The organism is Microcystis sp. LSC13-02, assembly GCA_002282935.1.
Classification (GTDB): domain Bacteria; phylum Cyanobacteriota; class Cyanobacteriia; order Cyanobacteriales; family Microcystaceae; genus Microcystis.
This window is the reverse complement of sequence record MTBT01000222.1, coordinates 1-6,430: the sequence shown is the minus strand read 5'-3', so window position 1 is coordinate 6,430 and position 6,430 is coordinate 1. Positions and strand designations below refer to the sequence as shown.

The following is a 6,430-nucleotide window of genomic DNA, read 5'->3' as shown; positions in this document are numbered from 1 at the left end:
GGGCAACAAAGCCTGAAACTCCTGACTCCTGACTCCTGACTCCTGACTCCTACCACCACCGAAAAACTTTTTCAGCAGACCCTAATTAATCAGTAATTTCTTCTGGACGTTTACCGGCGCGTTGACTACCGGCGGGTAAATCGTGGGGTTCGATGACACCTTTAGGTAGATAACCTAATTCCCTCAGAGGTGTCACCATCGGGTCTTGGGTGACTTTGTAGGGTAAACGGCCTAGGGCGACGTTATCATAGTTTAATTCATGACGATCATAGGTCGCTAGTTCGTATTCTTCGGTCATCGATAGGCAATTAGTCGGACAGTATTCCACACAATTACCGCAGAAAATACAGACCCCAAAATCGATACTGTAGTGTTTGAGTTCTTTCTTTTTAATTTCCTTGTTAAAAGTCCAATCTACTACTGGTAAATTAATCGGACAAACTCGCACACAAACTTCACAAGCGATACATTTATCGAACTCAAAGTGAATTCTACCCCGATAACGTTCCGAGGGAATTAACTTTTCGTAGGGATATTGGACGGTAATCGGACGACGACGCATATGATCAAAGGTAACGGATAAACCTTCGCCGATGTATTTCGCCGCTTGAATGCTACCTTTGGCGTAATCGCTGACTTGTTTGAGGATGTTAAACATGATGGTCAGAGGTATAGTGGGTTAACAGGGCAAAAACGGAAATTAACCGCCAAAAGCAAAGGGAAAAGCTAGTTTTAGGGCGGCGGTAAGTAGTAGGTTAACTAAAGATACCGGTAGGAGGAATTTCCAGCCTAAATCGAGTAATTGGTCAATGCGAACCCGGGGTACGGTCCAACGCAAGAGAATAGCGATGAAGATGAGAAAATAGGCTTTTAATACTGTCATCGTAATCCCTAGGGAAGCGGTGATAATTTGTAGCCAAGGATTGGTTTCACTAACTCCCAACCAGCCGGCCAAAGCATTGACGGGGATAGGAAATTCCCAACCACCAAGATAGAGGACGGCGAAAACTAGGGCCGATAGCACGAGGTTAACGTAGGAACCCACATAAAAAAGAGCGAATTTCATCCCCGCGTATTCGGTTTGATAACCGGCGACCAATTCCTCCTCCGCTTCCGGTAAATCGAAAGGCAGACGTTCACACTCAGCTAAAGCGGCAATCCAGAAAATCAGAAACCCCACCGGTTGGCGCCAGATATTCCAGCCTAAAATGCCATAACCGGATTGTTGTTCGACAATATCAATGGTACTGAGACTATTAGACATCATCACGATCGCTAATACCGATAAAGCCAAAGGAATTTCATAACTAATCGATTGCGCCGCCGCCCGCAGGCCTCCCAGCAAGGAATACTTATTATTCGAGGCATAACCCGCCATTAATAAGCCAATGGGGGCAATACTGGATAAGGAAATCCATAAAAAGATACCCACGTTTAGGTCGGTAATCACCAGATTTTGACCGAAGGGGACGATGAGATAGGAGACAAACACCGGCATCACCACCAAAATTGGCCCAAAGAGGAATAACCAAGGGTCAGCCTTAGCGGGGACGACATCTTCTTTAAAGACTAATTTCAGACCGTCGGCGACCGGTTGTAAAACGCCTAATGGTCCTGCGTATTCCGGTCCGATACGCTGTTGGACGGCGGCGGAAATTTTCCTTTCTAACCAGACGCAGACTAAAACCCCCAGCGTGGCGGCTATAATCATCAGGAACATGGGTAAAGGCATCCAAATCGCTTTAGCCAGTCCTCCACTTAATCCCAAGTCTGTTAGGGATTTAATGAAACTTTCTTGTAAATCTATGCCTTGATTCATATTTGGCGATCGCTGTACTGTCGATAGTTCGGCATGGTCTGAAGATTTTTAAGCAAATCTTATAGCCTAGTATACAGTTAGTCGGTCTGAGGGTTATCAGTAAAGTGACAAAGGCTTCAACTCATTAGCAGCCAAGAGAGTCAAGCAATCTTGATTCCCCCGCCGAGAATAGCTATTAGTCAATAGTTAGACTCTGAATCTATCAATGTTCTCATCTGTTTCTTAGCGCCGAAAACCTCGGCTAGTGACCAATTATTCACAGGAAAAAAATCTAGTTAAGTAGCTGGTTATAATTAAATTTAAAATGGATTTTAGGTTCGATCCCCCCTGCCCCCCTTGATAAGGGGGGTTTCTGATAATTTTTAACGCCTACCTGCTTAACTTATCGTTTAGGCAATGAAAGCAGCCCGCTTGAATCTGTCTTCCTCTTTGTGTTCTTTGTGCCTTTGTGGTTTATCCCCAGAGCAAATCCGACTGTTAAAATCCAGTTATCGAGCGTTTCTCGCCAATCGCCGCTATTTTTTCTGATAAGCCGCCTGTAGGTCCCGAATCGAAAACAAAGCTTGAAACTGTATTCCCTGAGATTGGTAAAATTCCGCCCCTCCTTGTTCTCTATCCACCAAAGCAATGATTAAATCTACTTGATAACCCGCATCGCGTAATCTTTCTACCGCTACCATGGCACTTTTCCCGGTTGTCACCACATCTTCGAGGACAACCACCGCAGCACCGGGGTTTAAAGTCGGCCCCTCGATATAAGCCATAGTCCCGTGACCTTTTGCCTCTTTGCGGACGATTAAAGCTGGAATCGGGCGATTTTCGTAGGCAGATACCACACTAACCGCGCTGACAATCGGATCCGCCCCTAGGGTTAATCCTGCCACCGCTTGGGTATCTGGAGGCAGTAGAGACAGCAATAAACGCCCCACGGCTAAAGCTCCCTCCGCAGTGAGGGTAACTTGTTTACCGTTGATATAGTAGCGGCTTTTTTGTCCTGAAGACAGGGTGAAGTCCCCCTCTCGATAGGCAAGACGGACAAGAGCATCGAGGAGAAATTGACGCAGGGAAGCAGTATCGAGAGTCGCTACCGAGGAATTAGCCATATTTTCAGGATTGGGAGCCTAACTGACTCCAAAATTTCGGTTACAATTGAGCCAAAAGTCATTATATATTGACTCGATCGCTAGTATTGATTTCTTTCTCGTCCCATTGACGGGATTTTTTAATTAACCCTATCCCTGTGAGGAGATTTTTACCCATGCGCGCTCAATTTTTACTTCCTTCTCTGTTTTGTTTAACCGGTTTAGTCTGGTTGAGTCCGCCTAGTGCGATCGCCCAAAATCCACCTGCCACCAATCCCCCACCGGTAAAAATTCAACAATTGCAACTTGTCCCCTCTCCCGATACGGCGGTGGGATTTAATAATATCCCCGGTTTGTTTAACCGCGCTGTTAATAACAATACGGGTCGTTTCTACGACTACACCAACATTTTAGGACAGTTAAACTCTCTTTTTGGTTGGCGTACTTTTCCCGAAGGTTCCTATTTCGATAATATGATTACCCGGGATGCCAAATTGACCGAAACTTTATACTATGATGTCATGCAACAGCAACAGTCCGGCCCCTTAATTCGCACCCAAGATTTACTCAATCCCTTCGATACTTCCCTACAGGAAAATCCCAGTTATTTAAGTCCAGGCGGCTTTTAATCCGCCAATTTAACTCGGAATTGGCGAACAATGTAATGGGTCGAGAATCTTCTTTGAAGGTTCCCGAACTGCGGCAAGATGCCTTTTTAAGTTCGATCGAAGCTCCCTGAGAAGCTAAACTCTCACCCATTTGGCAATATCAAGGGTTTTGTCATAACGATAGCTCATGCCATCATTGCCAATAATCGTTTGACCTCGACTGGCTTTATTTTTGATGGTACTTAAGCTATAGTTGGTCAGTTTTTGCATTTCTTGATGGGTAAAATTGTCTTGATTGTTAATTTCAGAGACAATTTCTATGGTTTCATCAACGGTTTTGGCATTGTTAGAATGAGTGGCAATCGCTGCTGATGGATGATAGTCTTCCATTCTCATTAATCGCCAAGTAGAATCCTCGGAAAGTTCCAAAACCTTTTGATGGTAGTTAAACAAACTTTCTCGATGTCCGACACTAATAAAGGTCTTTCCAGTTTGTTGTAACTGTTTATATAAATGATCTTCATTTTTTAAATCTAAAGCACTGGTGGCTTCATCTAAAATCACAAAATCTGGCTGATTAACGAACAGTCGCGCAAAGGCTAGACGTTGTTGTTCTCCTAAAGATAAAATATTTTCCCAATCCACTTCCTCATCAAAATTTTTGATGCGATTAAGAACATCTTGCAGGTTAACTTCTTGTAATATTTCTTTTAATTGGGATTCACTCATCTCCGTTGTCGTTTGAGGATAAATTAGCTGTTCACGCAAGTTTCCTAAAATGATATAAGGACGTTGAGGTAAAAATAATAAATCGTCGAGGGGAGGTCGCACCAAATGACCTGTACCTGTATTCCATAACCCAGAAATAGCGCGTAAAAGAGAACTTTTTCCTCGACCACTTGGACCAACAATTAATAAACCTTCCCCTGGTTCAACGGACAGGGATAAATGTTCGACAATCACTTTAGCAGCATCGGGAGTTTGTAAGGTGACATCCTCAAAAGTTAGATTGTTATCTTCAATGACTTTAATGGTATTAACCTGGTTGGTTTGTTCGCTTACAGTATCTAAAGCTTGGGAAAAATCTTCTAAACGTTCAATATAATTAATAAACTGACCGGAGCGTCCAAATTCATCCACTAACACGGATAAAGCTGTGGAAAAGAAATAGCAACAATAGCTGGCTTGATTAACTTGTCCAAACTCAATTCTACCACTAATATATAATGGGGAAACAATTAAGAAGGGGAAGATTTGAACAATGGATTCATAGCCACGGTTAAAAAATTCCTGGGTTCTTTCCCAATTAATTCTTTCAATAATGATTTTAATCACCTGATTGAACTTCCTTTGAATAATATTTAACTCTTTTTCTTCCCCTCTAAAAAATGCAATTGATTCAGCGTGAGTACGAACATGAGTAATGGCGTATTTATAGGTTCCTTCCACGTCTAATTGTTGTTTATTGATTTTATTTAATTGTTGAATAATATAGGCAGCAAGAATATTTCCAATAATCGTATAAACCAGAAGCACTATAGAAATGGTTCTAGAAATTGACCAAAGGATGACAATAAAAACCAGCATCTCCATGAGTTTTTCGACGCAGGTTGTTAAAAAGTCCATCGTTGTTCTGGTGATGGGTTGAATTTCTTGGGATAAACGTTGATCTGGATTTTCAATATCTCCTTTAAAATTGATTCGATAATAAGCCCGATTTTCAAAATATTTTTGCAAGATACTACTATTGATCCATTGATACCAATCCAGCGCAATTAGTTTTTTAAGAAACTTAGACAATCCTCCGAAAAACGTCATACTGCCTAGGGTAATCCCATAAATGATGACAAAATAGGTTAATTTTTCTGCATCCTTAGCTTCCGTGAAGGTAATTAAGTCTCTAAAAACAAAACTATTAAACGCATTAAGTCCGACTACTCCCACTAATGACAAAAACAATAAAACTAGCATTCCCCAGGAACGAATAATCTGTGAAAAAGCTCTATCATGGTGTTCTTTAGGATACCAATAAGCTTGAATAAATCTTAAAAATTCTTGAAGAGATTGATTGAAAGTTTGAACATCTTCTTTGAGATTTATACTATCTGAGGTTTTTTCGGCAACACTCATAGGATTCTCCTTGTGCTAAAATGGGGACATTAGAACTTTGAATGTCTAACTTAAGAGATAGACATTCATTCAGCATACCATAAAAATCTCCATTATTATCACAAATTTTATTACGACTATTTTCTGGATTTTCTACAGATCAGGAATGAATATTAAGCGAATTGGATCAGATTCATAATCGTTTGATAATTTTGGCAGGATTCCCAGCAACTACAGTAAAAGGTTCTACATCTTTTGTCACTACCGAACCTGCTCCAATAATTGCTCCTTTCCCCATCGTAACTCCTTTAAGAATTGCCAGATTAAATCCAATCCAAACATGATCTTATATCACCACGGGTGCAGATTGTATATCAACATCCTTAGCATCCTTAATCAGATTATTTAAAATCACGACTTCCACAAATTCTTTATGTCTTAAAACATAATTTAATGAATGAGCATCGGTATCATAAATATTGACATCATCAGAAATTATAACTTCGTTGCCAATTTTGATAGAATTGGCTGATCTAATTCGAGTTCCTTCACCAATATAACAATTTTTACCAATTTCTATTTTTCCACCATAAGGAAATATAACTAATTCTCCGATAATTACTGTATTTTCTCCAATTTTAATTAAACTTTTATCTCCCCTATAATTTTCACAGTTTCCGATAAATTTGACGGAACTGTGAAATGTAGCATTGTCGGAAAGTTTTGGCTCTTCGTTACCCTTTATGCTAAATCAACAGACAAGATGCCAAGACAACATACTTCTAACCCAAAAATTCCGAAAGTTTCTAAAG

The 6,430-nt window shown here is 40.7% G+C and carries 5 protein-coding genes and 1 pseudogene; 1 reads left to right on the top strand and 5 read right to left on the bottom strand.

What is annotated here, in order from left to right; translation table 11 throughout:
* Positions 1 to 85: 85 nt before the first annotated feature.
* From ndhI to pyrE, 3 genes are all read right to left on the bottom strand, one after another.
* Positions 86 to 658, bottom strand: a complete 573-nt coding sequence (ndhI, locus tag BGL89_RS13725; protein ID WP_002733194.1) for an NAD(P)H-quinone oxidoreductase subunit I — start codon at positions 656 to 658, stop codon at positions 86 to 88.
* A gap of 42 nt (positions 659 to 700) precedes the next feature.
* Complete coding sequence (nuoH, locus tag BGL89_RS13720) at positions 701 to 1,819, bottom strand: NADH-quinone oxidoreductase subunit NuoH (RefSeq protein ID WP_286826175.1); 1,119 nt, start codon at positions 1,817 to 1,819, stop codon at positions 701 to 703.
* 515 nt (positions 1,820 to 2,334) lie between these two features.
* A complete protein-coding gene (gene pyrE, locus BGL89_RS13715; protein WP_286826174.1) occupies positions 2,335 to 2,922 on the bottom strand; it encodes an orotate phosphoribosyltransferase in 588 nt (195 codons plus the stop codon).
* Positions 2,923 to 3,077: 155 nt separating this feature from the next.
* Here pyrE and BGL89_RS13710 point away from each other — a divergent pair, with 155 nt between their 5' ends.
* Positions 3,078 to 3,530: a porin gene (locus BGL89_RS13710; RefSeq protein ID WP_286826173.1), complete on the top strand. Its 453-nt coding sequence runs from the start codon at positions 3,078 to 3,080 to the stop codon at positions 3,528 to 3,530.
* Between the two features lie 114 nt (positions 3,531 to 3,644).
* On the opposite strand, the gene BGL89_RS13705 is transcribed toward BGL89_RS13710, so the two are convergent.
* Positions 3,645 to 5,639 carry an ABC transporter ATP-binding protein/permease gene (locus BGL89_RS13705; protein WP_286826172.1) on the bottom strand — a complete coding sequence of 665 codons (1,995 nt, stop codon included), beginning with the start codon at positions 5,637 to 5,639 and terminating at the stop codon, positions 3,645 to 3,647.
* A 172-nt stretch (positions 5,640 to 5,811) separates the two neighbouring features.
* Positions 5,812 to 6,363, bottom strand: a pseudogene (locus BGL89_RS13700) (acyltransferase).
* Positions 6,364 to 6,430: the final 67 nt, after the last annotated feature.

Excerpts from the sequence above, each read along its gene's own strand:
- ndhI (WP_002733194.1), bottom strand. The coding sequence starts at position 658 with ATGTTTAACATCCTCAAACAAGTCAGCGATTACGCCAAAGGTAGCATT.
- nuoH (WP_286826175.1), bottom strand. The coding sequence starts at position 1,819 with ATGAATCAAGGCATAGATTTACAAGAAAGTTTCATTAAATCCCTAACA.
- pyrE (WP_286826174.1), bottom strand. The coding sequence starts at position 2,922 with ATGGCTAATTCCTCGGTAGCGACTCTCGATACTGCTTCCCTGCGTCAA.
- BGL89_RS13710 (WP_286826173.1), top strand. The coding sequence starts at position 3,078 with ATGCGCGCTCAATTTTTACTTCCTTCTCTGTTTTGTTTAACCGGTTTA.
- BGL89_RS13705 (WP_286826172.1), bottom strand. The coding sequence starts at position 5,639 with ATGAGTGTTGCCGAAAAAACCTCAGATAGTATAAATCTCAAAGAAGAT.